Source organism: Proteus faecis, from assembly GCF_030286765.1.
Taxonomy (GTDB): Bacteria; Pseudomonadota; Gammaproteobacteria; order Enterobacterales; family Enterobacteriaceae; genus Proteus; species Proteus faecis.
Window position 1 is genome coordinate 89,661 of record NZ_JASVWV010000011.1, and the last position, 22,525, is coordinate 112,185.

Genomic DNA, 22,525 nt, shown 5'->3' on the forward strand with positions numbered 1-22,525 from the left:
CTCTCTCCTTTTCATTTGTGCCGACATCATGACAACCATTTATGACAGCAATTTGACAGTCATACCATCAATATATCTTCATTTAATTGTCACCCCTTTGTCATAAACAACATTTAGGGTAATTCGCAGATTAGATTGCACCTTTAACTTTCGATTAAAAAGGAAATTCTGCATGTCGATAAAATCAATAACAGGCCTTGCTGTTGCGATGACGTTATTTACCTCTCCTACACACGCAAAAACACAAATTGAATGGTGGCATGCAATGGGAGGTGCGCTTGGTCAGAAAGTTAATCAAATCGCCTCTGATTTTAACGCCAGCCAATCTGAATATGAGATAAAGCCTGTTTATAAAGGCACATATGCGGAAACAATGACCAGTGCAGTGGCTTCATTTCGCGCTAAAAACCAACCAGCTATTGTGCAAGTCTTTGAAGTGGGTACAGCCAGCATGATGGGGGCTAAAAAAGCCGTTTTCCCTGTTTATCAATTAATGGAAAAAACCAACGAGCCTTTTGATCCTAATAGTTATCTATCAACTGTCACGGGTTATTACACCAGTAGCGATGGTAAAATGATGTCGTTACCATTTAATAGTTCAACCCCCGTGCTTTACTACAACAAAACGCTATTTAAAAAAGCAGGGATAGAGCAACCACCAAAGACATGGAAAGAGATGGAAATCGTATCTCAAAAACTGCTCGATTCTGGTGTTAAATGCGGATTTACCACCACATGGCAATCATGGACACAAATCGAAAACTTTGGTGCGCGCAATAATTTGCCTATTGCGACAAAAAATAACGGTTTCGATGGTTTTGATACTACCTTCCTATTTAATAAAGCGCCTTTCGTGGCTCATATTCAACAAATGGCTGATTGGTCAAAATCCGGTATTTTTAAATATGGCGGACGCCAATCGGATGCAATGCCTCTATTTTATACTCAGGAGTGTGCCATGGTAATGGAATCATCCGCAGGCTTTGCAGGTATTAAAGAGAATATGAAAGGTCTTGATATTGGTGTTAGCCAATTGCCTTACGATGATACTCTTGTACAAAAACCAGCGAATACCATTATTGGCGGAGCATCGTTATGGGTTATGTCAGGGCGTCCAGACGCGGAATATAACGGTGTTGCCAAATTTTTCACCTATCTTTCAAGTCCTGAAGTTCAAGCTGATTGGCACCAAGCTACGGGTTATTTGCCAGTCACTAAAGCGGCTTATGCGTTAACACAGCAACAAGGTTTTTATCAGAAAAACCCAGGGGCTGACACCGCAATATTACAAATGACAACTTCAGAGCCTACCGAAAATTCAAAGGGATTACGCTTTGGTAATTTCCTGCAAACTCGAGAAATCGTTGATGAAGAGTTAGAAAAAGTGTGGGCAGGAAAACAGAGTGCTCAAGCTGCATTAGATAATGCTGTTACACGTGGAAATGAGCAGTTACGTCGCTTTGAACGTTCTCAACAATAATTATTTATATTAGGCGAGCCAAGTGCTCGCCTTCTATTTTTATCGATTCACTGGATATTGTATGGCTTCTCAATCCATTTATTTTAAACAAAAATGGTTACCTCTCGCGCTAATTTTTCCTCAATTAGCTATCACGCTTATCTTTTTTATTTGGCCTGCTGGGCAAGCATTTTTTCAATCATTTCAATTAGAAGATGCATTTGGACTTAGTCGAGAATTTGTTGGTTTTGAAAATTTTCAGCGACTTTTTAGCAATCGTTATTATTTTGATAGTTTGGTCACGACGCTTATTTTCAGTACCAGTGTCGTATTTTTATCAATGCTATCTGCACTTATTTTAGCGGGTATTGCCGAGCAAATTTTGCGAGGTAAACTGTTTTATCGCACCATTTTAATTTCACCTTATGCCATTGCGCCTGTTATTGCGGGGTTTCTTTGGTTATTTATGCTTGATCCCACAATTGGTGTATTAAGCCAACAATTAAAGAAAATAGGTATTAATTGGGATCCTGTACTTAATACACATCACGCTATGTGGATGGTGATTTTAACGGCGACATGGAAACAAGTAAGTTATAACTTTCTGTTTTTCCTCGCGGCCTTGCAATCTGTGCCCAAATCTCTTTTAGAAGCTGCGGCTATCGATGGTAGTGGCCCTATTAAGCGCTTTATAACTATCAGTTTTCCTTTAATTTCTCCCACAACTTTTTTCTTATTGGTGGTTAATTTTGCTTATGCCTTTTTTGATACATTCGCGATTATCCATGCGATGACACAAGGTGGCCCTGGTAGTAGTACATCAACTCTGGTTTATAAGGTTTATAACGATGGTTTTGTGGGATTAGATTTAGGATCCTCTGCTGCACAATCCGTTATTTTAATGTTTATTGTCGCAATATTAACCATTATTCAATTTCGTTATGTTGAGAAAAAGGTGGCTTACTGATGGTTGAACGTAGACCTTTATTTCATGCGTTTTGCCACTTTATTCTTATTGTCGGCATACTTTCTGTTGCATTTCCTGTCTGGATTGCACTTGTGGCAACAACCCATCAAAACACCGAATTTGCCACCGGCTCTCCTCTTTGGTTTGGAACTGAAGGCATAAATATTTTTAAATCAATATTTTCACAGGCAGGTACCACGCAAAATAGCGCCATTTCAATTAACAGTATGTTATTGAATTCATTGATTATGGCGATAGTAATCACTATAGGGAAATTAACCATCTCGATTTTATCCGCCTACGCCGTCGTTTTCTTTCGCTTTCCAGGAAGAATGCTTGCCTTTTGGACTATCTTTTTTACGTTAATGTTACCTGTTGAAGTCCGCATTATGCCTACATTTGAGGTGGTCACAGATCTCAATATGTTGAACTCTTATGCAGGTTTAACTATTCCATTAATTGCCAGCGCCACAGCTACTTTTTTATTTCGTCAATTTTTTCTTACCATCACCCCAGAATTAATTGAAGCCGCGAAAATCGATGGTGCTGGCCCTATTAAATTCTTTTTCACTATCTTACTTCCTCTTTCTCGCACGAATATCGCCGCTCTATTTGTTATCACTTTTATTTATGGCTGGAACCAATATCTTTGGCCAATGTTGATCACAACAGATACTCACTACTACACCATTGTCATGGGTATTAAACAGATGGTTGCGGTTTCTGATGGTGTCGTTGAATGGAATAAGATCATGGCAACCACGTTAATTGCAATGTTGCCTCCCGTCCTTATTGTCATTTTGATGCAAAGAGCCTTTGTAAAAGGCTTTATTGATACGGAGAAATAACATGACAACCGTTACTCTCACAAATTTAGAAAAGTGTTATCCAAATGGTCATCAAGCCATTTCTAAATTAAATCTTTCTATTGAGCAAGGTGAAATGGTGGTATTAGTCGGTCCAAGCGGTTGTGGTAAATCGACATTACTGCGAATGATTGCGGGATTAGAAACCATTACACAAGGTGATTTATTTATTGATGGTTTACGGGTTAATGAGCATGAACCTAGTGAACGTGATATTGCCATGGTGTTTCAAAACTATGCCCTTTATCCTCATATGTCAGTTTATAATAATATGGCATATGGCTTACGTAATCGAAAAACACCAAAAGCCAAGATTGAAGAACTTGTTACAAATGCCGCCCAATTACTTGAAATCAGCCATTTACTTGATAGAAAACCGAAAGAGCTTTCTGGTGGACAACGTCAACGTGTCGCAATGGGGAGAGCCATTGTTCGTGATCCTAAAGTCTTTTTATTTGATGAGCCACTCTCTAACCTTGATGCTAAATTACGGGTTCAGATGCGTCTGGAGATCAAAAAATTACAGCGAAAACTCTCCACAACCTCTATTTATGTAACGCATGACCAAGTAGAAGCGATGACATTAGCAGACAAGCTAGTGGTTTTAAATCAAGGAAATATAGAACAAGTAGGTACACCGTTAGATATTTATGAAAGCCCCGCCTCCGTATTTGTAGCTACGTTTATGGGCTCACCAGCAATGAATATCTTAGATGTCCCGATTAATCATGGTGTGATCGAAGTTGCTGATGGACATATTGCCGTTTCATCTCAGCATGTTCCTTATAAAACCATTAAATTGGGTTTACGTCCTGAACATTTAATTATTAACCATCAACATCCTCTTTTTCATGTTGATGTTGAATTTATTGAAGCACTCGGCGCTGATGTTTTAATTTATGCCACGACTTGCGATAAACAGAAACAACCTCTCGTTATTCGTGCACCAAACGATCACGGTGTGAATATTGGAAATAAAATAGGTCTTACCATTCACCCAGAACATCTTCATTTCTTTAATGCACAATCAGGAAAACGTATTAACCGCCCTTTTATGCTCATTAGTGAATTAATGGTTTCATAAGACTTTGATATCACTTTTTTCACTTTCAGTTTAATCTTAATAGCGATATTTTAAATGTCGCTATTTATTTATCATTAAGCAATAAGCACCAAAAATATAAAATTTGTCAGAATTAAAAAAATAAAAGTCACATCCAAATACAACGCTTCTTTGATATTATTCCAAATAAATACAAAATGGCCTTATTTGCATGTAACATAAGCATAATCAAATGATTTATATAACATTCACGCCAATAAACCATCTATCTCTAAGACTAATTTATCCACTAATTCTCTTAAATTTAAATAAGTTAAATTTATTTTTCCCTTTTTATTACACGTAATTAAGAAAAAAGAAAATAAAACACTTACGCTGAAAAAAGAGAAAAACAGATATTGAGATAATATTTCTAACATAACATGCCTATATTGCGCCAATAGATAAGCACTGTTATTCTTCTGCTCGAATTTGATCTGCACTTATATAAACTGCCAAGCAGAAAAGGACTTAATTAAACAATGAAAATTAAATTACTTGCTACAGTGATGGTATCAGCAGCACTACTCTCAGGTTGTCAAAACCTCAATACCGATATGCTGACTAAATCAGGAACCCAACTTTTCCAAGCTGCAACATTAAGCGATGATGATATCAAAGCACTAACAAATGATGCATGTAAAGAGATGGATGCCCAAAATAAAGTCGCACCAGCCAATAGCACTTATACCAAACGCTTAAACAATATCGCTAAAGCATTAGGTAATGAAGTTAATGGCACTCCGGTAAATTACAAAGTTTACATGACCAAAGATGTGAATGCATGGGCAATGGCTAACGGCTGTGTGCGTGTTTACAGTGGCTTAATGGATATGATGACAGATAACGAAGTTGAAGGCGTTTTAGGTCATGAAATGGGACATGTGGCTTTAGGTCATACCCGTAAAGCAATTCAAGTTGCTCACGCAACAGTTGCTGCACGTACGGCAGCAGCATCAGCAGGTGGCGTTGCAGCACAATTAAGCAGCTCACAATTAGCTGAAATGGGTCAGAAATTAATTAATGCTCAATTCTCACAACATCAAGAAACTGAAGCGGATAATTTCTCTTATGACTTACTAACAAAACGTGGTGTGAATACTGCGGGCTTAGTGACCGGTTTTGAGAAACTTGCAAAATTAGGTGGCGGTGATTCAAGTATGTTTGATTCTCACCCACCATCAAAAGAGCGTGCTGATAATATCCGTAATCGCATCGCTGCAGATAAAAAATAATAACTTTGCCCCTATATCTCATGATATGGGGGTTTTTTAGCTTTATCGGTTACGAATGGCGAAAACAATCCGCAACATCGGCAAAAAAACGTTTAATTGCTTGCCTTTCATGCTGATCATATTGTTCAAACAACGCAGACCATTTTGCTTGAGATTGTTGATGCAACAACTCATGAGCATGAAAAAGACGCTCCCCCTCAGTTGTTAAGATAAAAAATATTTCTTTTTGATTATCTGCCAACTTTATTTTTTCAATAGCCCCTTTCTTTTGTAATCGACTACAAATTTTTGAGACTGCGCCTCGAGTCATGGACATATATTCACTGATGGTTGTGAGATTTCTCATACTCTCTTCACCAATACAATGGATCACATGCAGTTCTGTGAGTGAATAATTATCTAACCCATTCTCTTCTAATACTTTTTTATGATCGCTATCAGCACGTTCATCTTTAAGGTGCAAAAAATCACTTAACCCTTTTAATAAGTCTTGTGTTGTCACATTCTCTTTCGACATTTTGTTTCCTTGGAAAAAATATTTCAAAAATAGTAACAAAAGCATTTACAACAATCAAAATATCGCTATTATTATTTTTTGTTTCCATGGAAACAAAAATAACGAGAGGCTATAAAATGAAATTATCAATCCGCAGTCTATTTTATCTTATTTGTTTTAGCGCACTACTAGGCTCTTTGGCGCAAAATATCTATACCCCAGTACTTCCTTTGATCCAACAGCAATTTAATACTACGTTATCGTTAGTTAATTTAACGGTATCTGCATTTACTTTTGCTATGGCTGTTATGCAACTACTTTATGGCTCATTGATTGACAAATGGGGAAGAAAACCTATTTTACTCAGTGGATTAGCTATTTCTATTGTGGGTGCATTAGGTTGTATTTGGTCTGATTCTGTTAATTTATTCATTTTTTGGCGTGTGATCCAAGCTATCGGTATTGCGGCTATTCCTGTGGTGGCGGCAACTATTCTTGGCGATCTTTATCAAGGAAACGAGCGAGCTAAAGCGATGGGATCGTATCAAATGCTATTAGCACTAGCCCCTGCCTGTGGCCCCTTATTAGGTGGATATTTAGCGCAACATTATCAATATCAAGGTATTTTTATTTTCTTGTCCGTTGTCGGTGTCATATTACTTATTACCCATCTCTTTTATTTACCTGAAACACATCCAGAACAGAAAAATACCTTTAAAAGCGTATCCGCCATACAACAAGTGCTTATGACATCTGAGGGTAAATCTGTATTTGTCATGAGTTTTATGGTGTTTTATAACTATTTTTGTCTACTGGTTTTCTTACCCTTAATAGCCTTTCATCTTTATCAGCTTAACAGCACTGAAATAGGCGGATTATATATACCTATGTCGATTGCGCTTATCTTAGGTAGCTATTTTTACCGTAGAATTTGCCATTTATTTAATACGAAATATGGCGTGATTATTACTTCTTGTATCAACTTGATTATGTTGATGTTATTTGCTCTCTTTTGGCAAACCTCATTACCTGTAATGCTTGGCTTAACCGTGTTATATGGCTTTTCTCTTGGATTAACTATGCCAACACACACCACATTATTAGCGAGTCATTTTAGTACAATGAGAGCAACTGCAATGGGGATTTATAATTTTATTCGTTATTGTGGAATGGCCGCTGGCCCTATGATTTCAGTCTATTTTGTAACTGACAATAACTATGAGTATGTCTTTTATTCTTGTGTGATCTTAACGAGTTTGGCATTGTGTTTCACCATTAAGACCTTAATATCTTCATTAAAAGAAAAAAAACACACGGCAAACTAACAGGATATTTAATGAAACTGACCATTGAAAGACTAACACAGCTTTCAGAACAAGACCGTATTGATTTAGGCAAAATTTGGCAAGATGTACGTTATCAATCAGCCCTAAAAAATGAGATCAGCAACGAGAATATACTCTTTGTAGCAAGATTTAATGAGCGATTGTTAGCGGCTTGTTGGGTTAAATTATCGGATGAGAAAGCTATTATCACTGATTTTATGGTAAGAGAAGTGACACGCCGTCGCGGTGTTGGACATTATTTACTGACACAATGCTTATCAGCCTACCCTGATATGACTCATTGGCAGGCAATAAGCTTATCCGCCGAAGAAAATGGATATGATGTTGCACATGCTTTTTTAACACACCATCAATTTAGTCCATCGCCACAATCTGATCTCTATGTTCTCAATGTATAAAGTCTAGCCACATTGTAAGCCGTCTCACTTAGATTCTTTTGCGCATTACGAAGTGCATCATCTAGTGTCGAGACACCTGGTACAATAGAGAAAACAGCATCAATACCCTGCTGATGTACCACGCCATAATCAGGTAAATAACCACCGACTAATGCAATCACAGGGCGGTGGTATTTTTTAGCAAGTAAGGCAACCCCTATTGGTGTTTTACCTTGTGCTGATTGGCTATCCATTCGGCCTTCTCCAGTGATGACTAAATCAGCATCAATAAAATATTTTTCTAGTTCAACCGCTTTAGCAACCAGTTCAATCCCCGGTGAAAGCGTTGCTTGCGTAAAGGCAAGTAACGGTAGTGCTAATCCGCCCGCTGCGCCACTTCCTGCAATATTAATAAGATTGCGTTGCGTTATTTTCTCAAGATAAGTACCAAAATGAAGTAAAGCTTTATCAAGTTGCGCAATATCATCTTTGGTCGCTCCTTTTTGAGGACCAAAAATAGCGGATGCCCCGTTTTCTCCACACAATGGATTAGTGACATCACAAGCAATTTCGATCTCGGCTTGCTTAAGTTTAGGGTTAAGAGTTGTGATATCAATAGAATGGAGCTGTGTTAATGCTTGTCCACCAAAAGGCAAAGAGGAGCCTAATTTATCTTTAAGACCTAGGCCAAGTGCTTGCATCATGCCGGCACCAGCATCATTTGTAGCACTTCCACCTAATCCTAAAATGATTTTTTTAACGCCCATCTCAAGCGCGGCATTAATGAGTTCCCCCGTACCATAACTGGTCGTTAAATTGGGATTACGTTGAGATGATGGGATAAGATGGAGACCGGAAGCTTGTGCCATTTCAATCACAGCAGTAGAGTTATCGCCTAAAATTCCCCAAGTTGCGGTCACTTGTTTCCCCAAAGGCGAACACACGTGTGTAGAGATAAAACGGCCTTGCGTTGCTTCCACCAGCGATGTCACCGTTCCTTCACCACCATCCGCCATGGGAATACAACAATATTGCGCATTGGGTAAATAACGTGAAAAACCCTGTTTTATTGCTGTTGCAACTTCTTTCGCACTTAAGCTTTCTTTAAATGAATCAGGGGCGATAACTATTTTCACGTTATATTCTCCAAGCAATAAAAAAGCGATATCTTCATATCGCTTTTATAACATACTCTACTTTATGAGAGCGTATGCTTGGTCTGAAATGTGATTAATCTTCAATCGCTAAACGCAATTTCTTCATCGCATTTTTTTCTAATTGACGAACACGCTCGGCAGAAACACCATATTTTGTCGCCAAGTCTTGCAATGTCGATTTGTTATCATCATCTAGCCAGCGAGCACGAATAATATCTTGGCTACGTTCATCAAGAGTTTCAATTGCTGACGTCAGTTTATCCGTTGCATGATTGTCCCAATTATCTTCTTCAATACCGTCGGCAAAGTCAGAAGACTTATCTTCTAAGAAGAGTACAGGAGCGATAGGATGTGAGTCATCACTATCGTCAGCAGTCATATCAAATGCCATATCTTGCGCTGACATTCGTGACTCCATTTCTCGGACATCACTTTCTGATACGCCTAATTCTCTTGCAACAAGCTCGACTTCATCTTGATTGAACCAACCTAAACGTTTTTTATTTTTTCGCAGATTAAAAAATAGTTTACGTTGTGATTTTGTGGTTGCCACTTTCACAATACGCCAGTTACGTAGCACATATTCGTGAATTTCTGCTTTGATCCAATGCACAGCAAAAGAGACAAGTCGAACACCCACTTCTGGGTTAAAACGACGAACCGCTTTCATCAAACCAATATTACCTTCTTGGATAAGATCAGCTTGTGGTAAGCCGTAACCTGAATAGCTACGAGCAACATGAATAACGAAGCGCAGATGTGAAAGGATAAGCGTTCTTGCTGCATCCAAGTCACCATCGTAATGCAGCCGTTCAGCGAGTTCCTTTTCTTCCTCTGCGGTTAACATCGGATAGGAATTGGCTGCACGTATATACGCTTCGATGCTGCCTTGCGGAACCAATGCTAAGGATTGCATTTCTTTTGTCATTCAAATCCTCATGAAAATCAAATAAATAATTAAAATTATCGCTGTAAGGGAAAATAGATGAGCCTTCTAAATATAGCTTAAATAAGAAGTCAGTTAAGGTTTTTTATGATGTGTTTTTATCATAACGACTATTTGACCAGCATAAACACTAAAGGTTCATCTCGCATCTATGTTTACATATCTTTGTACTTTTCTATCACAGATAGCAAATCTGACTGTTACCTTACCATAGAAAAGAGTGCGTACATTATTATGCCAGAGACAGGACGTCGATAAAATGGCTGGGTAGCGATATTAACGGAACCCAGCCTGATAAAAAAAATTATTTAGCGGATAAGTATAAAATGCTCTAATCGATTATTCGGGTGTGAATTGACGCAAATGCTGCATTGTCGTCAACCATGCAGCCAACCAGCCAATAATCATAGCAACAAGAATAAGAATGATAGATTCATCAAAACCGAGTCCTGAAATGGAAAAAGAGGTTCCAAACACGGTCGCGGCTTGAGTCACCACATCTGAGAGTTTCCACACCAGTAAAGCTGAAAAAATCAAGGCAAATACGGCACCAATAAAGCCCAGGATCAATCCCCAATTAAGGAAAGGGCGCATAATAAAGCCATCGGTTGCACCGATTAATTTCATCACATTAATGGTATCACGACGACTGAAAATATTGAGACGCACACTGTTGCCAATCACCAATAACAAGGCAACAACCATCAATGTACCAATCACTAAAGCGATTTGCCCAACTAATGAAGTTAACGTTGAAAGCCGAGTAAACCAACTATCATCCATTCTTACTTCGTCAACACCGGGTATTTTCGCAACGCTATCACGCAAATTCACCATTAACTGTTTATCGCTAGGCTCCATAACGGGTGTTACAATCGCAACCGCAGGTAATGGATTCTCTTCTAACATATCTAACGCACTACTAAAGCCAGACCAAGAACGAAATTCCACTAGCGAATCTTGTCGTGAAAGATAGTTAACATCCTCAACTTTATCTAAGGCTTCTATCTTCTTAATGGTGGCTTCAGCTAATGAATCATCAAGAGATTTATCAAGATAAACCGTTAATTGCGGTGTGGGATACCATTGTTCTGCTGCAGTTGAAACATTTTTCCACACAATATAAAAGATGCTAGGCAAGGTGAGAGATATAGCAACAACCATTACTGTTAAAAAAGAGGAGAGCGGCTGGCGTAAAAAATCAGCCATAGTGTTACGCCATGCATAGCGCCACTGTTCGCGTCTTCCCCCTTTTAGCGCCTTGGTTTTTGCGCCTGGCGTTGGCATTGATTTACGGGAAATTTTTGCTTTAGCCATTTTGTCCTCCCACCATTCTGCCTTGCCCTAATGTAAGAATGCGATAATTTCTGCGTTCTATCAGCGACATATCATGTGTCGCCATTAACACGGTTACGCCAACACGGTTGAACTCTTCAAAAAGACGCATAATGCCTTCTGAAAGCTCACCATCAAGGTTACCTGTTGGTTCATCTGCGAGTAAAACAGTCGGTTTATTCACAACCGCGCGCGCAATACCGACACGTTGTTGCTCACCACCAGAGAGTTGAATAGGATAATTTTTGGCTTTATCCAATAGTCCTACTTTATCTAAAGCAGCTGAAACTCGTCGTCGAATATCCTCTTCACTCGCGCCAGCAATAATCAGGGGAAGAGAAACATTGTCATAAACCGTTCTGTCCATCAATAAGTGGTGATCTTGGAAGATCATCCCAATTTGACGACGTAGAAAAGGGATCTCACTATTTTTTAGTCTACTGATATCATGACCAGCAAACCAAATAGCACCATCACTAGGGCGTTCTATTCCACAAATTAACTTAAGTAATGTACTTTTACCGGCACCAGAGTGACCCGTTAAAAAAGCCATTTCACCAGGGCGAAGATGAAAATCAACCCCCTGCAATGCTTGTCTTCCACCTAAATAAGCCTTGCTGACGTGTTCGAAGCGGATCATTAAAACTACTCCTCGCGGGCAAACAGAGCCTCAATAAAATCGTCGGCCTTAAACGGACGTAGATCTTCAATACCTTCACCTACCCCGATATAACGGATAGGAATACTAAACTGATCAGCAATGGAGAAGATAACCCCACCTTTTGCTGTACCATCGAGTTTAGTCAATGTTAATCCAGTTAGCCCAACTGTTTCATTAAAGAGTTTTGCCTGACTAACTGCATTTTGCCCGGTACTGGCATCTAACGTCAGCATCACTTCGTGTGGCGCTTCTTCGTCTAATTTTTTCATAACACGAACGATTTTTTTCAGCTCTTCCATTAAATGGGATTTATTCTGCAATCGTCCTGCGGTATCAGCAATAAGAACATCGACACCTTTTGCTTGGGCTGATTGAATTGCATCAAAAATAACAGATGCAGGATCAGCGCCCGTATGTTGCGCAACAACAGGGATATTATTACGCTCCCCCCAAACTTGTAACTGTTCAACCGCTGCAGCTCGGAATGTATCCCCCGCTGCTAACATGACAGATTTACCTTCAGCTTGGTATTGTCGCGCTAATTTTCCGATTGTCGTTGTTTTACCAACACCGTTAACACCAACCATTAAAATAACAAAAGGTTTTTTACCTTCAATATTTAGTGGCTTATCAACTTTACTTAAAATATCCCCCATCTCTTCACGCAATTTTCCGTAAAGAGCTTCAGCATCTTTAAGATCTTTATGAGTGGCGTGTTTAGTCAAACTAGTGATGATTTTCGTTGTGGTTTCCATACCCACATCAGCAATTAAGAGTTGTTCTTCTAACTCCTCAAAAAGGTCATCATCAATTTTCTTACCACGAAATAGACTAAGGAATCCTGAACCTAAGTTCTGGCGAGTTTTTAGTAAACCTTTTTTCAGTCGACTAAAGAAACCCTCTTTCTTAGGTTTTTCTTGCTCAACAACTTTATCTGCTAGTACTTCTTCGCGTAAAGATTCAATATCTTCAGCTTCTGCTTGCGCAATAGAGAGACGTTCGTTTTCCTCTTCTTGCGCAAGACGTTGGGCTTCGGCTTCTTGAGCCAGACGTTCTTGCTCTAAACGTGCTGCTTCTTGACGTTCTTGTTCTGCTTTCAGTTCAGCTTGGCGCTGCGCTTCTTCTTGCGCTAAACGTTGAGCTTCGGCTTCTTGAGCCAGACGTTCTTGCTCTAAACGTACTGCTTCTTGGCGTTCTTGTTCTGCTTTCAGTTCAGCTTGGCGCTGGGCTTCTTCTTGCGCTAAACGTTGGGCTTCGGCTTCTTGAGCCAGACGTTCTTGCTCTAAACGTGCTGCTTCTTGACGTTCTTGTTCTGCTTTCAGTTCAGCTTGGCGCTGGGCTTCTTCTTGTGCAAGACGTTGGGCTTGTGCTTCTTGAGCCAAACGAGCTTGCTCTGCATGTTCTGCCTCTAAACGTGCTTGTTCTGCATCTATTTCAGCTTGGCGTCGGGCTTCTTCTTGCTCTAAACGTTGTTTTTCAGCTTCTTGTGCCAATCTATCTTGCACAACACGTTGCGCCTCTTGGCGCTCAGCTTCTAAACGTTCTGCTTCTAACTGCGCTTGGCAAGCAGCTTCTTCTTGGGCTTCTTTTGCCAAACGTTCCTGTTCAAAACGCTCTTCTTCTAAGCGTTGTTGCTCTTTCTCTTGCTCAATATTTTCTTCTTTGTTACGCCCAAAACCGAGCCACGAGAAAAAACCTTTTTTTTCTTTTGCCATTAGCTACTAAACTCCTCGCACTAAATCATGGCGCGATTACATTGACGATATTGAAAATAATAATGAAGTCTATCATTTGATCATGGATAAACGCATCTTTTATACGAATTTTATGGTAAATTATTCCAGATTAAACCAAGGGAAGTCATCAAGATAACAATAGACACGAATTCCTTATTCCAAAAGACACTCCAAAACTCACGTTTAAACGATATAAATCAAAATAATATGGCCAAAAAACCACAAAAAGCCCCAATGGGACAAATCAGAATAATTGGGGGAAAATGGCGTGGTCGTAAACTTCCTGTTCTTGATAGCCAAGGATTACGACCAACAACAGATAGAGTGAAAGAAACGCTCTTTAATTGGCTAATGCCTGTTATCCAAGATGCCCGTTGCCTCGACTGTTTTGCAGGAAGCGGTGGTTTAGGAATTGAAGCCCTTTCTCGCTATGCTCGTGAAACTACGTTTATTGAATATGAACGTACTGTTGCCCAACAAATTACGACAAACTTAGCCTTACTTAATGCAGAGAATGGGCATGTCATTCAAGACAGTGCATTATCATATCTCGCCAAACAAGGTTCACCTTATAATGTTGTTTTTTTAGATCCTCCTTTCCATAAAGGCATGTTATCAGACACTATCCAATTATTAGAAAAGAACGGTTGGTTAGCGCAAGATTGCTATATTTATATTGAGGAAGAAGTTAAAGCACAGACTTATACAATTCCGACTTGTTGGACATTGCATAGAGAGAAGATCGCAGGACAAGTCACGTATCGTCTTTATATTCGCAGTTTATCTGCTTAATTTTTTATGGAGCTGCTATGTTAATCTTTTTTGGCCGATTTTTAATGGTCGGTGTTTGGGGCTTTCTGCTTTTAAATATTATTTCTCCGTTTCCTAAGCCTCTAAAATATTTTATGGATATTGCATTGATTTTCATGGTGATTATGCATGGACTACAAATCGTTATGTATAAAGCAGGACAACCTAAAGATCAAAAACCATCAACGGCATTACAATTTCGCATTTTCTTCTTTGGGATCTTTGAGCTTTTAAAAATACAAAAAGAATTACGAAAAGAATACGAAGAAAAACAGAAAAATAAGACCAAACAACAGCCATAAATATTGTTGTATTCTCGCAATTACCTGGGGTCATAATCAACCCCAGAGATTGCCAACCTTATAAATTAATCATCTTATTTATTATTTCTGCTCATTACTTGGCATATCTGTTTCAAACTTTATAAAACGACTACCTTGCATAAACAAACGCCCTTTCATTTCAAGTTCAATATTTTGATAAGCTGATTTATCAATCTTTAATACTAAATCTTTACGATCATCAGTGGTTAAACGAAAGGTTACTTGATAATAATGAGTTATTTCTGGGCCAGTGACATCATTTTCTCTTGAACGTCGTTCATTTGCCGCTATTTCTTTTTTATCAATCACTTCAACCATATAGAGTGTTACAGGTGCATTATCATCACTTATTCGCTGTTTACGTTGTTCAAAAAAACGATAAGTCGCTGATGCGATAATAATGATCAGTACTGCAATTCCTAAAATAGCCGCTTTATTCATTACACTAATTCCTATCGTTACATGGACCCAACACTGTGTGCTGATATTATTTTAATAAGTGCGTCAGTTTCGTCATTAACCGCTATTCTTAAATTAAACTTTCTGCTATCAATAATAAAACAGTTCTGAATATAAGGAAGATATTATGAGTTGGCCTTTTCTCGCCGTATTATTCTCCGGATGGCTTTATATCGATGCCGCATATCGAGGCCCTAATTGGCAACGATGGTTATTCCGTCCTATCACACTACTTCTTTTATTACTTTGGGCGTGGCAAGTTCCTGAACACAATATTAATAGCTACCTTATCGTAGGTGCATTATTAGCGACACTACTTTCTGATATCTTAAGAATATTTGATGGTAAGTATTTACTACCATCCATTGCCTTGATTTTCTTAAGCTACATACTTTATATGGTGAGTTTTTTACTGCCACTCCAACTCTCTTTCTATCTTCCTTTACTTGGATTCGTTATTATTGCTTTTATTATCATTCTAGTCATTGTTTGGGCTAAACTTGATAAATTAGCTATCCCTGCCTCTCTAACTTTATTAGCCGCCTTTGCTATGTTTTGGGTTGCGGGCGAAAGATTCTTCTACTTAAGCAATGATTACAACTTATCAGTAATGATTGGTTCATTATTGTTAGTAATCGCTTACTCAATATGGCTAATCAACCGCTTCCGCTTCTCATTTTCAGCATCTAAAGGACTTGTCAGCGCCTGTTATTTTATTGGGCATTTCTTCATCGTTAGAGCGTTATTCCTTTAGTATTCATCAGCCCCTTATTTTTACAAAATAGAATAAGGGGTTAATTTTCTAACCTAATTCGCACTTTTTGCCAATGAATGTACCTTTGGTATCTTGACTCTGGACTCTACTCCAAGCTGTAAAGTACTTATCAGATAAATGAATTTAGACTTTACTTTGTTAAACAAGGAGAGCCAGTTATGACTAAACATGCTCATCAACACAATAAACATACCGATGCTTGCTGCTCAAGCTCTCAATGTTGTTCAGGTCACACAGAGAATAGTACGCACTCACATACTAAAAGTGGACATTCCCACACCAAAATAGATAAAAGTGATCCTGAATGCGAGGATGAGCATCACCACGGACACTCCCACGAACATGCTCATGAAAGCTGTAATATCAACGCTCCTGTTTCTAACGTTGAGCCAGAAAAAGTAGCACAGCAACGCTTTAGTTGGAAAGTGCAAGGAATGGATTGCCCGAGTTGCGCTCAAAAGATCGAAACAGCAGCGCTCAAAGTCACAGGCGTAAAACAAGCAAAAGTTCTTTTTGCCACCGAAAAATTGGTCGTTGATGCTGATAGTGATCTACGCGCGGATGTGATTGCTGCAATTAACAGCGCTGGTTTTGAACTTTTTGATCTCTCATCACCTCAATCTAAAAAAAGCACTAAGCAGAGTCTTTTAAAAGAGAGCTCATTTGTTATCGTCTTGGCACTTTTAATGGCGATTAGCTGGAGCGTAGAGTTTATTGATCCTCAAGCAGGTCGTACTGCCTTTATTGCAACAACGTTAATTGGTTTATTCCCCATTGTGAAAAAGGCACTACAACTTATTCGCAATGGTACCCCCTTCGCTATAGAAACATTGATGAGTGTTGCCGCAATTGGTGCACTATTTATTAATGCTACCGAAGAAGCAGCGATGGTTATTTTGCTGTTTATGATTGGTGAAATGCTGGAGTCTTATGCTGCAGGACGTGCTCGTCGTGGCGTGAGTGCATTAATGGCTTTAGTGCCAGAAGAAGCGACATTAATCAAAGAGGGGAAAAAACAGACGATCCCTGTTGCACAATTACGTCCCGGCGACATTATTGAAATTGCACCAGGTTCACGTTTGCCAACAGATGCGGAATTAATTAGTGCATTTGCAAGCTTTGATGAAAGCGCATTGACGGGTGAATCTGTACCTGTAGAACGCCTACAAGGCGAAAAAGTAGCTGCAGGTTGTTTATCTGTAGATAGATCTGTGCAAATGAAAGTAGTCTCAGAACAAGGGCAAAATGCTATCGACCGTATTTTGCAATTAATTGAAGAAGCTGAAGAGCGTAGAGCCCCTATTGAGCGCTTTATTGATCGCTTTAGCCGTTACTATACACCTGCAATTATGCTGTTCTCTGCGCTAGTTATCATTGTTCCACCACTGTTGTTCTCACAGCCGTGGGAAACATGGATTTATCGCGGTTTAACCCTATTACTTATTGGTTGTCCTTGTGCTTTGGTTATCTCCACACCCGCCGCCATTACTTCAGCATTAGCAGCAGCCACTAAACGTGGAGCGCTAATCAAAGGCGGAGCAGCATTAGAACAATTAGGCACTGTTAATACTATCGCATTAGATAAAACAGGTACCTTAACTGAAGGGAAACCTCAAGTTACTGATGTTGTCGCTGAAGCTGGATTTAATGAAAAAGAAGTACTGACTTTTGCTTCATCCGTAGAAATAGGCTCTCATCACCCATTGGCAAAAGCCATTATTAATAAAGCACAAGATGAGGGTGTGCTTGTTGTTGAAGCAGAAGATCGTAAAGCGCTAGCAGGTAAAGGCATTGAAGGTTATTTAAATAGCCAACATATTCTAGTAAGTGCACCTTCTCAATTATCAGAAGCCACATCGCTCTCTTCTCAGTGGCAACAAGAAGTTGCACGTCTTGAAGATGAAGGCAAAACCGTGGTTATCGTATTAAAAGAGAGCCAACTTGTCGGTATTATTGCTATGCAAGATACCTTACGCAATGATGCTGTTGAATCAATGAAATTATTGAAAGAGATGAACATCAATGCCGTTATGCTAACGGGTGATAATCCAAGAGCAGCTGCGGCGATTGCGAAAAAACTCGGTATGGATTTCCGAGCAGGATTACTGCCTGAAGATAAAGTGACTTCAGTAATGGAAATCAGCAAAAAGCATAACACAATGATGGTGGGTGACGGTATCAATGATGCGCCAGCAATGAAGGCTGCCACTATTGGTGTCGCAATGGGAAGCGGTACGGACGTTGCACTTGAAACAGCTGATGCGGCATTAACACATAACCGTTTAACAGGCTTACCTGAAATTATTAAGTTATCTCGTGCGACACGTAAAATTATCCGTGAAAACATCACAATAGCATTGGGCTTAAAAGCGATATTCTTAGTAACAAGCTTATTAGGTATAACTGGGCTTTGGGTTGCAGTTCTTGCTGATTCCGGCGCAACAGCACTGGTTACAGCCAATGCGGTCAGGTTATTAAGAGTAAAAATTAATGCCTCAAATAAATAAAGAGTAAGCACGCTAAAATAACAAAACCCAAACCTCAGTTAATCTGGAGTTTGGGTTCTTTTTTAGCGCGAAGCTAAGCAATATTTACAGCCTAAATTACAAATTACTCTCTTTTTTACGGATAAGATAACGATAAGGTGCAGATTGCGTCTCTTGATTTAATAAATCATGTTCCATAAAACGGCAAAAGCCGGGAATATCCCGTACTGTGGCAGGATCATCAGCTATCACTAATAATGTCTCACCTAATGCCATATTTCTTATGGTCTTACGTACTAACATCACAGGCTCAGGGCAACGTAGTCCTAGCGTATCTAATGTCTTAGTTGCATCATCAAATTGAGCATTCATTCTATTAACCATTCTTATTGCACTGACAGATTGTGTCATTATATCGCATATCTCGCTTTCATGTTCACATCACGGCACTTTAAACATAAAGGTATTTCTTCCTGATCTTTGCTTTTGTTGCGCAACAGGCGTATTATGCGCATCCTCTCATTTAAGAGAGAAATCACTGTTTTATTGGGTTCCCTCACCCCAATCACTAAAAAGGTACAATTTATGTATACGTTTACTCCCCGCCAAAAAGCGGTGGCACTGTTATGGCTTTCTTTATTTCATATCCTGATAATTACTTCCAGTAACTATCTTGTGCAATTGCCTATTTCTATTTTTGGTTTCCATACCACTTGGGGTGCCTTTACCTTTCCGTTTATTTTTCTGGCAACAGATTTAACGGTTCGTATTTATGGTGCACCACTTGCCAGACGCATTATTACTGCCGTTATGCTACCCGCATTAGCGATTTCATACCTGATCTCAACGCTCTTTTTCCAAGGAAGTTGGCAGGGTTTTGCCTCATTAGCTGATTTTAATATCATGGTAGCAAGAATTGCGACAGCAAGCTTTATGGCTTATGTGTTAGGTCAAATCATGGATGTCTCTGTCTTTAATCGTTTAAGACAACAACAAAAATGGTGGGTAGCACCAAGTGCAGCAATGTTCTTTGGTAATTTACTCGACACACTCGCATTCTTCTTTATTGCTTTTTATCGTAGTACTGACGTATTTATGGCAGAGAATTGGATTGAAATTGCATTAGTTGACTACGTGTTTAAATTGACCATTTGTATGCTATTTTTCTTGCCTGCTTATGGTGTTTTATTGAATTTTATTTTGCGTTACTTTTTCGCACAAGAAAATCAAAAACAAGATTATGCTGAAATTCGCTCATAATCTGCCTCACCTCGCAAAAAAATAATGATTTTAATGTCATAATTCCAAACAATAAAGCTTCATAAGCTAATTTTATGAAGCTTTATTCTAAATGCAATAATTTATTATTTTACATAAATATTTCGTATTGTAATTAATTAGCATGATTAGTTAAATAACTCACAAAATATTACTTAAATATCAATATTAGGATGTTTTTTGCATGCTAATATAAAAACGATTAATTATTTTCAATGAAATATTTTATTCATCTATTAGACTGTTAATGTATTTAAGTTCATCTCCATAAAATTCAATGTCAATTGGGATGACAAGCCCCACCATAAGGATTTTTTACTCTCTTTTGCGAATAGTAGGAGTCTATTATGTTAAAAGTTATTCAATCCCCCGCTAAATATATTCAAGGGCCAGATGCGCTATACCATATTGGCAAATACGCAAAACCTTTTGGCGATAGAGCTCTGATTATTGCCGATAAATTTGTTATGGATCTCGTCGGAAGTACCGTCAAAGACAGTATGTCTCAATATGAAGTGAATGGGCACTTTGAACTGTTTAATGGTGAATGCACACACAACGAAATCAATCGACTATCTGAACTTGCAAAAGAACAAGCCTCTCTTGTGATCATTGGCGTTGGTGGTGGAAAAACATTAGATACAGCCAAAGCTGTTGCCTATAAATGCCAGCTTCCTGTTGTTATCTCCCCAACCATTGCTTCTACTGATGCCCCCACAAGTGCACTTTCTGTAATTTATACTGAATTAGGCGCATTTGATAGTTACCTTTTCTATCCAACCAATCCTGATGTGGTCGTGATGGACACAAATATCATCGCTTCTGCGCCAGCGCGTTTATTAGTAGCTGGAATGGGAGATGCTTTAGCAACCTACTTCGAAGCAAGAGCCTGTAGTAATGCTCAAAAGCAGACTATGGCAGGGGGTAAATCAACACTAGCAGCCCTAGCTTTAGCTGAACTTTGCTATAACACTCTTTTAGAAGATGGTTATAAAGCAAAACTCGCCGTAAGCCGTGGTGTTTGTACAGCCGCGGTAGAAAATATTATTGAAGCTAATACCTTCTTAAGTGGTATCGGTTTTGAAAGTGCGGGTCTGGCGGCCGCCCATGCCATTCATAATGGATTTACAGCATTAGAAGAGTGTCACAACATGTATCATGGTGAAAAAGTTGCCTTTGGTACATTAGTTCAATTAGTTTTAGAAAACAGTCCATTAGAAGAATTAGAGGAGTTCCTTGATTTCTGTATTTTGGTCGGATTACCTGTCACTTTAGAAGAGCTGGGTATCAATGCAACAGGTGATGAATTAAATGAAAAAATCATGGCGGTTGCTGAACTAAGTTGTGCTGAAGGTGAGACAATTTACAACATGCCATTTGATATCGATTCCGATAAAGTTTATGCCGCGATTTTAACCGCAGACCAATTAGGACGAGAATGGCTTTATTAAAGCCTGAGTAAACAGGGAGTGTTTATCTCCCTGTTTATATTTACAAAAAAAGGGGGCTTTATGGTCAGTATCGTATTAGTTTCAAAGAGCCTTACACTCGCTAATGGTATTAAAGAGCTCGTTAATCAAACTGTAAATCACCAAGTAAAAATTGCCATTGCGACCAACTATCAAACACCTTCTGATCTTGCTAATGAAGTGTCACCAGAAACTATACTTTCCACGATTAAAAAGTGTTATAGCAAACAAGGTGTACTGGTTTTACTCGATACTTATCATTCAGCACAAAATGCCGCACTCGCCATCGCTAATCTTGAGCATAACATTGCCATTAACGTCACATTAAGTTCGGCACCGATTGTTGAAGGTACCTTAGCTGCCGCCAATAGTATTGCGCTAGGAGCCTCGCTTGAGGAGGCAGAAAAGGCAGCACATAAAACCATTACAATTAAAAAACTGCAATTAGGCGAAAATCTTCTTAATTTTAATATTCTCCCTAAAAACACAAATTACGAACCAGTCAAAACACTCACCGCACCGGTTTGGCTATACCCTTATCATCGTTTCGTGATCCCTCGTAAAAAAATATCCTCCCATTTATTACTTGAGGAGCAAAAACGCCTCGTAAAAGCAATTGAGCGATCTAAAAAGGATATAGACTGGTTAACTGAAGAAGCGCATAGCAAAATTGGTGAACAATATGCCCATATTTTTTCTAGTCACCGCTTCTTATTAGAAAATACCGAATTACAACTGACTGTATGCAGTATGATAAGTAAACATCACTGCAATGCTGAATTTGCCTTACAGCAAACATTCATTGATTTAATAGATACTTATGCACAAATGGATGATGATAATATGCGTGCTCGTGAAAGTGATTTAGATGATATTTTATCTCGATTACTACGCTATTTAACCTCTGCTCCTCCTCCAATCTCGGATCCTCCTTATACAAACACAATTCTGGTGACAAAACAGCTTTCTCCCTCCACGTTGATGGCTCTTGATACCAATAAGATTAAAGGCATTTTATTAAGTCATGGCAATCCACTGTCTAATACAACTGTGTTAGCCAAAGCATTAGATATTCCAATTATTAACGAGGCGGGAAAACAAGTGCTTTCATTGACTGATGGGCAAAATATTACACTTAAAAAAGTCCAAAATATTTGGTTTTATCAAAACACCTATATCTCTCATTAAAAATAAAAGTATTTAAATCACAGGTGATCCACAGTATCAGGTTATTTAATTTCC

At 38.8% G+C, this 22,525-nt stretch carries 22 protein-coding genes; 14 read left to right on the forward strand and 8 right to left on the reverse strand.

Annotation, left to right across the window (positions count from 1 at the left end; all coding sequences use genetic code 11):
- Positions 1-172 precede the first annotated feature (172 nt).
- From ugpB to loiP, 5 genes are all read left to right on the forward strand, one after another.
- Entirely contained in the window at positions 173-1,480 is a 1,308-nt protein-coding gene (gene ugpB, locus QSH13_RS14160; protein ID WP_286039303.1) for a sn-glycerol-3-phosphate ABC transporter substrate-binding protein UgpB, read from the forward strand.
- A gap of 61 nt (positions 1,481-1,541) precedes the next feature.
- Positions 1,542-2,426 (forward strand): sn-glycerol-3-phosphate ABC transporter permease UgpA, encoded by an 885-nt coding sequence (ugpA, locus tag QSH13_RS14165; RefSeq protein WP_109397879.1) that lies wholly within the window; start codon positions 1,542-1,544, stop codon positions 2,424-2,426.
- Complete coding sequence (ugpE, locus tag QSH13_RS14170; RefSeq protein ID WP_109397880.1) at positions 2,426-3,274, forward strand: sn-glycerol-3-phosphate ABC transporter permease UgpE; 849 nt, start codon at positions 2,426-2,428, stop codon at positions 3,272-3,274. Before ugpA ends, ugpE begins: the two co-directional genes overlap by 1 nt.
- A 1-nt stretch (position 3,275) precedes the next feature.
- Positions 3,276-4,376 carry a sn-glycerol-3-phosphate import ATP-binding protein UgpC gene (locus QSH13_RS14175; protein WP_109407108.1) on the forward strand — a complete coding sequence of 367 codons (1,101 nt, stop codon included), beginning with the start codon at positions 3,276-3,278 and terminating at the stop codon, positions 4,374-4,376.
- A gap of 500 nt (positions 4,377-4,876) precedes the next feature.
- On the forward strand, positions 4,877-5,629 hold the full coding sequence (gene loiP, locus QSH13_RS14180) for a metalloprotease LoiP (protein ID WP_006535402.1): 753 nt from the start codon (positions 4,877-4,879) through the stop codon (positions 5,627-5,629).
- 49 nt (positions 5,630-5,678) lie between these two features.
- Here loiP and QSH13_RS14185 read toward each other — a convergent pair whose 3' ends face one another.
- Positions 5,679-6,146, reverse strand: coding sequence for a MarR family winged helix-turn-helix transcriptional regulator (locus QSH13_RS14185; RefSeq protein ID WP_109397882.1), 468 nt, complete (start codon positions 6,144-6,146; stop codon positions 5,679-5,681).
- A gap of 116 nt (positions 6,147-6,262) precedes the next feature.
- Between QSH13_RS14185 and QSH13_RS14190 the strand changes: the two genes are divergently transcribed.
- Positions 6,263-7,450: an MFS transporter gene (locus QSH13_RS14190; RefSeq protein ID WP_286039304.1), complete on the forward strand. Its 1,188-nt coding sequence runs from the start codon at positions 6,263-6,265 to the stop codon at positions 7,448-7,450.
- 11 nt (positions 7,451-7,461) lie between these two features.
- Positions 7,462-7,869, forward strand: coding sequence for an aspartate 1-decarboxylase autocleavage activator PanM (panM, locus tag QSH13_RS14195; RefSeq protein ID WP_109407109.1), 408 nt, complete (start codon positions 7,462-7,464; stop codon positions 7,867-7,869).
- Here panM and QSH13_RS14200 read toward each other — a convergent pair.
- The 5 genes from QSH13_RS14200 to ftsY all read right to left on the reverse strand — a co-directional run bounded on the left by QSH13_RS14200 (position 7,851) and on the right by ftsY (position 13,662).
- Positions 7,851-8,984 (reverse strand): glycerate kinase, encoded by a 1,134-nt coding sequence (locus tag QSH13_RS14200; RefSeq protein WP_235375995.1) that lies wholly within the window; start codon positions 8,982-8,984, stop codon positions 7,851-7,853. The genes panM and QSH13_RS14200 overlap by 19 nt on opposite strands.
- A gap of 94 nt (positions 8,985-9,078) precedes the next feature.
- Complete coding sequence (rpoH, locus tag QSH13_RS14205; protein ID WP_023583733.1) at positions 9,079-9,933, reverse strand: RNA polymerase sigma factor RpoH; 855 nt, start codon at positions 9,931-9,933, stop codon at positions 9,079-9,081.
- A gap of 357 nt (positions 9,934-10,290) precedes the next feature.
- Positions 10,291-11,268, reverse strand: coding sequence for a permease-like cell division protein FtsX (gene ftsX, locus QSH13_RS14210; protein WP_185901627.1), 978 nt, complete (start codon positions 11,266-11,268; stop codon positions 10,291-10,293).
- Positions 11,261-11,926, reverse strand: a complete 666-nt coding sequence (gene ftsE, locus QSH13_RS14215) for a cell division ATP-binding protein FtsE (RefSeq protein WP_023583735.1) — start codon at positions 11,924-11,926, stop codon at positions 11,261-11,263. Before ftsE ends, ftsX begins: the two co-directional genes overlap by 8 nt.
- 5 nt (positions 11,927-11,931) lie before the next feature.
- Entirely contained in the window at positions 11,932-13,662 is a 1,731-nt protein-coding gene (gene ftsY / locus QSH13_RS14220) for a signal recognition particle-docking protein FtsY (protein ID WP_286039305.1), read from the reverse strand.
- A gap of 228 nt (positions 13,663-13,890) precedes the next feature.
- On the opposite strand from ftsY, the gene rsmD reads away from it, so the two are divergent.
- On the forward strand, positions 13,891-14,475 hold the full coding sequence (gene rsmD, locus QSH13_RS14225) for a 16S rRNA (guanine(966)-N(2))-methyltransferase (protein ID WP_109397888.1): 585 nt from the start codon (positions 13,891-13,893) through the stop codon (positions 14,473-14,475).
- A gap of 17 nt (positions 14,476-14,492) precedes the next feature.
- Positions 14,493-14,795: a DUF1145 family protein gene (locus QSH13_RS14230; protein WP_196543888.1), complete on the forward strand. Its 303-nt coding sequence runs from the start codon at positions 14,493-14,495 to the stop codon at positions 14,793-14,795.
- 81 nt (positions 14,796-14,876) lie between these two features.
- On the opposite strand, the gene QSH13_RS14235 is transcribed toward QSH13_RS14230, so the two are convergent.
- Positions 14,877-15,257, reverse strand: coding sequence for a DUF2500 family protein (locus QSH13_RS14235; protein WP_196543889.1), 381 nt, complete (start codon positions 15,255-15,257; stop codon positions 14,877-14,879).
- Positions 15,258-15,402: 145 nt separating this feature from the next.
- Here QSH13_RS14235 and QSH13_RS14240 point away from each other — a divergent pair, with 145 nt between their 5' ends.
- Positions 15,403-16,029, forward strand: coding sequence for a lysoplasmalogenase (locus QSH13_RS14240; protein ID WP_109397891.1), 627 nt, complete (start codon positions 15,403-15,405; stop codon positions 16,027-16,029).
- A 179-nt stretch (positions 16,030-16,208) separates the two neighbouring features.
- Positions 16,209-18,557, forward strand: coding sequence for a zinc/cadmium/mercury/lead-transporting ATPase (locus QSH13_RS14245; RefSeq protein WP_286039306.1), 2,349 nt, complete (start codon positions 16,209-16,211; stop codon positions 18,555-18,557).
- A 96-nt stretch (positions 18,558-18,653) separates the two neighbouring features.
- On the opposite strand, the gene tusA is transcribed toward QSH13_RS14245, so the two are convergent.
- Positions 18,654-18,908, reverse strand: a complete 255-nt coding sequence (gene tusA, locus QSH13_RS14250) for a sulfurtransferase TusA (protein ID WP_036933135.1) — start codon at positions 18,906-18,908, stop codon at positions 18,654-18,656.
- 213 nt (positions 18,909-19,121) lie between these two features.
- Here tusA and QSH13_RS14255 point away from each other — a divergent pair, with 213 nt between their 5' ends.
- From QSH13_RS14255 to QSH13_RS14265, 3 genes are all read left to right on the forward strand, one after another.
- Entirely contained in the window at positions 19,122-19,796 is a 675-nt protein-coding gene (locus QSH13_RS14255) for a 7-cyano-7-deazaguanine/7-aminomethyl-7-deazaguanine transporter (protein WP_109397707.1), read from the forward strand.
- A 365-nt stretch (positions 19,797-20,161) separates the two neighbouring features.
- Positions 20,162-21,265, forward strand: a complete 1,104-nt coding sequence (locus QSH13_RS14260) for a glycerol dehydrogenase (RefSeq protein WP_286039307.1) — start codon at positions 20,162-20,164, stop codon at positions 21,263-21,265.
- A 60-nt stretch (positions 21,266-21,325) separates the two neighbouring features.
- Positions 21,326-22,471 (forward strand): phosphoenolpyruvate-utilizing N-terminal domain-containing protein, encoded by a 1,146-nt coding sequence (locus tag QSH13_RS14265; RefSeq protein WP_109407114.1) that lies wholly within the window; start codon positions 21,326-21,328, stop codon positions 22,469-22,471.
- The last annotated feature ends 54 nt before the right edge of the window (positions 22,472-22,525 follow it).

Excerpts from the sequence above, each read along its gene's own strand:
- ugpB (WP_286039303.1), top strand. The coding sequence starts at position 173 with ATGTCGATAAAATCAATAACAGGCCTTGCTGTTGCGATGACGTTATTT.
- ugpA (WP_109397879.1), top strand. The coding sequence starts at position 1,542 with ATGGCTTCTCAATCCATTTATTTTAAACAAAAATGGTTACCTCTCGCG.
- ugpE (WP_109397880.1), top strand. The coding sequence starts at position 2,426 with ATGGTTGAACGTAGACCTTTATTTCATGCGTTTTGCCACTTTATTCTT.
- QSH13_RS14175 (WP_109407108.1), top strand. The coding sequence starts at position 3,276 with ATGACAACCGTTACTCTCACAAATTTAGAAAAGTGTTATCCAAATGGT.
- loiP (WP_006535402.1), top strand. The coding sequence starts at position 4,877 with ATGAAAATTAAATTACTTGCTACAGTGATGGTATCAGCAGCACTACTC.
- QSH13_RS14185 (WP_109397882.1), bottom strand. The coding sequence starts at position 6,146 with ATGTCGAAAGAGAATGTGACAACACAAGACTTATTAAAAGGGTTAAGT.
- QSH13_RS14190 (WP_286039304.1), top strand. The coding sequence starts at position 6,263 with ATGAAATTATCAATCCGCAGTCTATTTTATCTTATTTGTTTTAGCGCA.
- panM (WP_109407109.1), top strand. The coding sequence starts at position 7,462 with ATGAAACTGACCATTGAAAGACTAACACAGCTTTCAGAACAAGACCGT.
- rpoH (WP_023583733.1), bottom strand. The coding sequence starts at position 9,933 with ATGACAAAAGAAATGCAATCCTTAGCATTGGTTCCGCAAGGCAGCATC.
- ftsX (WP_185901627.1), bottom strand. The coding sequence starts at position 11,268 with ATGGCTAAAGCAAAAATTTCCCGTAAATCAATGCCAACGCCAGGCGCA.
- ftsE (WP_023583735.1), bottom strand. The coding sequence starts at position 11,926 with ATGATCCGCTTCGAACACGTCAGCAAGGCTTATTTAGGTGGAAGACAA.
- ftsY (WP_286039305.1), bottom strand. The coding sequence starts at position 13,662 with ATGGCAAAAGAAAAAAAAGGTTTTTTCTCGTGGCTCGGTTTTGGGCGT.
- rsmD (WP_109397888.1), top strand. The coding sequence starts at position 13,891 with ATGGCCAAAAAACCACAAAAAGCCCCAATGGGACAAATCAGAATAATT.
- QSH13_RS14230 (WP_196543888.1), top strand. The coding sequence starts at position 14,493 with ATGTTAATCTTTTTTGGCCGATTTTTAATGGTCGGTGTTTGGGGCTTT.
- QSH13_RS14235 (WP_196543889.1), bottom strand. The coding sequence starts at position 15,257 with ATGAATAAAGCGGCTATTTTAGGAATTGCAGTACTGATCATTATTATC.
- QSH13_RS14240 (WP_109397891.1), top strand. The coding sequence starts at position 15,403 with ATGAGTTGGCCTTTTCTCGCCGTATTATTCTCCGGATGGCTTTATATC.
- QSH13_RS14245 (WP_286039306.1), top strand. The coding sequence starts at position 16,209 with ATGACTAAACATGCTCATCAACACAATAAACATACCGATGCTTGCTGC.
- tusA (WP_036933135.1), bottom strand. The coding sequence starts at position 18,908 with ATGAATGCTCAATTTGATGATGCAACTAAGACATTAGATACGCTAGGA.
- QSH13_RS14255 (WP_109397707.1), top strand. The coding sequence starts at position 19,122 with ATGTATACGTTTACTCCCCGCCAAAAAGCGGTGGCACTGTTATGGCTT.
- QSH13_RS14260 (WP_286039307.1), top strand. The coding sequence starts at position 20,162 with ATGTTAAAAGTTATTCAATCCCCCGCTAAATATATTCAAGGGCCAGAT.
- QSH13_RS14265 (WP_109407114.1), top strand. The coding sequence starts at position 21,326 with ATGGTCAGTATCGTATTAGTTTCAAAGAGCCTTACACTCGCTAATGGT.